Below are 3,237 nucleotides of genomic sequence, written 5' to 3' on the forward strand. Positions count from 1 at the left end.
TCTGGACGACGACCGCTCTGCTGGCCGTCCTGGTCGCGGCGGCGCTCCTGTTCCACGCGTCCGGCGGACGCTGGTTCATCGTGCAGACGCCCTCCATGGGTACGGCCGCCCCCGTCGGCACCCTCGTCCTCACCGAGCCGACGGCCCTCGAGGACGTCCGGGTCGGCGACGCGGTCAGCTTCCACCCCACCACCACGCCCGACGAGACCTACACCCACCGGGTCGTCGAGATCGCGGACGACGGCACGCTCCGCACCCAGGGCGACATCAACGGAGCGGTCGATCCGTGGGCCACCGGCCAGGACCAGCTCATCGGAGTCGTCACCACGGCGCTGCCGGTGCTCGGCTGGCTCGTGCGCGGCCTGCCGCTGCTGATCATCGGCGCCGTCCTCGTGCAGCTGCTCACCCGCTTCATCGCCTCGCCCACCCAGCGGGCGTCGATGCGGATCCTCGGCCTCTCGCTCGTCGCGTCCGTCACCGTCTTCGTGCTCCGCCCGCTCGTCGGCATCGTCGTCCTCGAGGCCACGGTCGACAGCGGCACGACGAACGCCACGCTCGTCTCGACGGGCGTCCTCCCCATCCGCGTGAGCGCCGAGGGCGCCGACCCCGTGGACCTGGTCTCCGGACAGGTCGGCCGCCTGCAGATCCCGGCGCACGACGGAGACGCCTACGCCCTCTCCTCCGCTCTGCACCTGCCGTTCTGGGGCTGGGTCCTCTTCGTCCTGCTCTGCGCGATCCCGGTGCTCTACACGGTCTTCGTCGGCCTCCCCGGGGAGCCGGAGCGGACCGCCGAGCGCGGCCGCCGCGCCGCCCGCGAGGAGGAGACGGCATGAGCCGGCACCGCCTCTCCGCCGCCTCACCGGCCGCGCGGCTGCGCACCCTCCTCGCCCGCCCGAGGTCTGTCGTCGCCGCCCTCGCCGCCGCCGCCCTGGCCGCCGTGCTGCTCACCGCCCCGGCCACCTCCGGCGCGTACACCGCCTCGATCCTGAACTCGACCAACACGGTCGGCAGCGCCGCCGCGTTCTTCACCTGCGACGGCGCCCTCGCCGCCGACCGCGGGGCCGCGCTCTTCGCCTACACGCTCGCGCAGCCGAGCGGATCGACGACCGCGCCCGACACGGACTCCGGCCAGTACCCGGGCACCTACCGCTCCACCAGCCTCTTCCCGACCGCGATGGTCAGCTCCGCAGCGACGCCCAAGGCCTGCCCGCGCGACGCGGGCGGCTCGTGGACGCCGAACGGCACCAACCAGTACCTGAGCACGCCGCTGGAGATCAGGAACCCCGGCACCTTCAGCACCGAGATCTGGTTCAAGACCACGAACGCCGGCGGCAAGCTCTTCAGCTTCAGCGCGGGCGCCACCGCTCCCGGCGGCCAGTACGACCGCCACACCTACATCGGTGCCGACGGCAAGCTCGTCTTCGGCGTCTACAACGGCGCCGCGCAGACCATCACGAGCACCCGAGCCGTCAACGACGGGCTCTGGCACCACGTCGTCTCCACGCTCTCGCCGACGGCGGGCATCGCGCTCTGGGTCGACGGCGTGAAGGTCGCCTCGAACAGCACGTACCGCACGGCCGAGAACACGACGGGCACCTGGAAGATCGGATACGACAGCCTGGGCGGCCAGTGGCCGAACGTCGGCTCCTCGTACTTCGGCGGGAGCCTGCGCTACGCCGCGGTGTACTCGACGGTCCTCACGCCGGAGCAGATCCAGACGCACTACGCGGCAGGACGCTGAGCGAACGGCCCGGTCGGCGGCGCCTCCGCAGCCCTAGGGTGAGCGGATGAGCACCCCCGCCCTCTCGCGCCGCGCCCGCTTCCACCAGCGGTTCCTCGTGGAGGAGCGCGTGATGGCCCCGGAGGCGCGCCGCGGCCTCGACCGGGCCGGCTTCGGCCTCATCGGCGTCGGCGTCGTCCTCTTCGCGGCCTTCACCGCGCAGGTCGCGAGCGCCACCGGCCTCACCGTCCTCGATCCGGTCGTCGCCGAGTGGTTCCGCGAGAAGCGCTCCGCCGAGGGCACGGTCGTGATGGACGCGCTCGCCACCGTCTTCGGGCCGGTCTACCTGCCGGTCATCATCCTGGCGGTGCTCGTGCTCTGGTTCGTCCTCGCGCGGCACCTCTGGCGGCCGATCCTCCTGGCCGGCGGCATGCTCGTCGGGATGCTCAGCGTGCAGCTGGCCGCTCACCTCGTGATGCGGATGCGCCCGCCGGTCGAGTACATGCTGCTCGGGCCCGACGGGACCTTCTCGTTCCCCTCCGGCCACGTCACCGGCGTGAGCGACTTCTTCCTGATCACCACGTTCCTCCTCGCCTCCCGCCGCTCCTCCCGGAGCTGGATGATCGGGGGCTTCGCGCTCTCGCTCGGGATGATCGCCGGCCAGATCGTCGCCCGGCTCTACCTCGGCTACCACTGGCTGACCGACACACTCGCCTCGGTGTCGCTCGCCCTGATCGTGCTCGGCTCGGTGATCGTCATCGACACCCGCCGGACCGTGGTCGTGCGGGGCCACGCGGACTGACCGGCGCGGCGCCTCCCTCTGCGGCGAGGAGCCGACCGCGGGAGCAGGCCCTGTCGTCAGCCCCGGTCGGCCGGATCCTCCTCGGTGACGATCGGCACCGGCTCCGTCACGCCGATCGTGCTGACGATCGGGACGATCCCGGTGCGGGTGAACGGCTCCTCGGCGGCCGGCGCCGACTCGTCGGACAGCGGTGGGGGGTCGACCGCGGCCGGCGCCGACGGGTCGGACGCCGTGAGGCCGGATCCGCTGCCCGGCGCCGTGGCGTCCTGCCCTGCGTCCGTCTGCCCCGCTTCTGCGCCGTCGGGGTAGAGGACGTCGGCGGCCAGTGCCTGCTCGATCCCGCGGTCCCGGCGGGTCCGGGCGCGGACCGGCGCCACCGCCCGCACGATCGGGGTGCGCAGGCGGCGGTAGGCGATCCGGCCGAGCGTGACTCCGCCGGCGAGGCCCAGCGCGATCATGCCCGCCTGGAGCAGGAGCTCGATCCCGGCGCTCGGGCCGGCGTTCGAGGTGAGGCCGAGGACGCCGCGGTAGAGGGTGAGGCCGGGCAGGAGGGGGACGATCGCGCACGCGGTCGTCACCACGGCGGGCACCCGCATCCGCTCGGCCAGCATCTCGCCGAGCAGGCCGATCGCCAGCGCCGGGAGGGCGTTGGCCATGAGCGGCGCGAAGCCCGAGGTGGTCAGCGAGTCGGAGACGAGGAACGCGCCGGCTCCGG

The 3,237-nt window shown here is 73.3% G+C and carries 4 protein-coding genes; 3 read left to right on the top strand and 1 reads right to left on the bottom strand.

Translation table 11 applies throughout. From position 1 onward, the window contains the following. The 3 genes from C5C36_RS17815 to C5C36_RS17130 form a co-directional block, all read left to right on the top strand. A partial coding sequence (locus C5C36_RS17815) for a S26 family signal peptidase (protein ID WP_104310107.1) occupies window positions 1–833 on the top strand: 833 nt, incomplete at its 5' end. Then, complete coding sequence (locus tag C5C36_RS17125) at window positions 830–1,741, top strand: LamG domain-containing protein (RefSeq protein WP_104247132.1); 912 nt, start codon at window positions 830–832, stop codon at window positions 1,739–1,741. The genes C5C36_RS17815 and C5C36_RS17125, both read left to right, overlap by 4 nt. Before the next feature lie 46 nt (window positions 1,742–1,787). Continuing rightward, window positions 1,788–2,522: a phosphatase PAP2 family protein gene (locus C5C36_RS17130; protein WP_104310108.1), complete on the top strand. Its 735-nt coding sequence runs from the start codon at window positions 1,788–1,790 to the stop codon at window positions 2,520–2,522. A 56-nt stretch (window positions 2,523–2,578) separates the two neighbouring features. Here C5C36_RS17130 and C5C36_RS17135 read toward each other — a convergent pair. After that, window positions 2,579–3,237: threonine/serine exporter family protein (locus C5C36_RS17135; RefSeq protein ID WP_181133854.1), on the bottom strand; the 659-nt coding region annotated here is incomplete at its 5' end.

It is taken from the genome of Rathayibacter sp. AY1G1, from assembly GCF_002932095.1.
In the GTDB taxonomy this organism is placed as follows: Bacteria; Actinomycetota; Actinomycetes; order Actinomycetales; family Microbacteriaceae; genus Rathayibacter.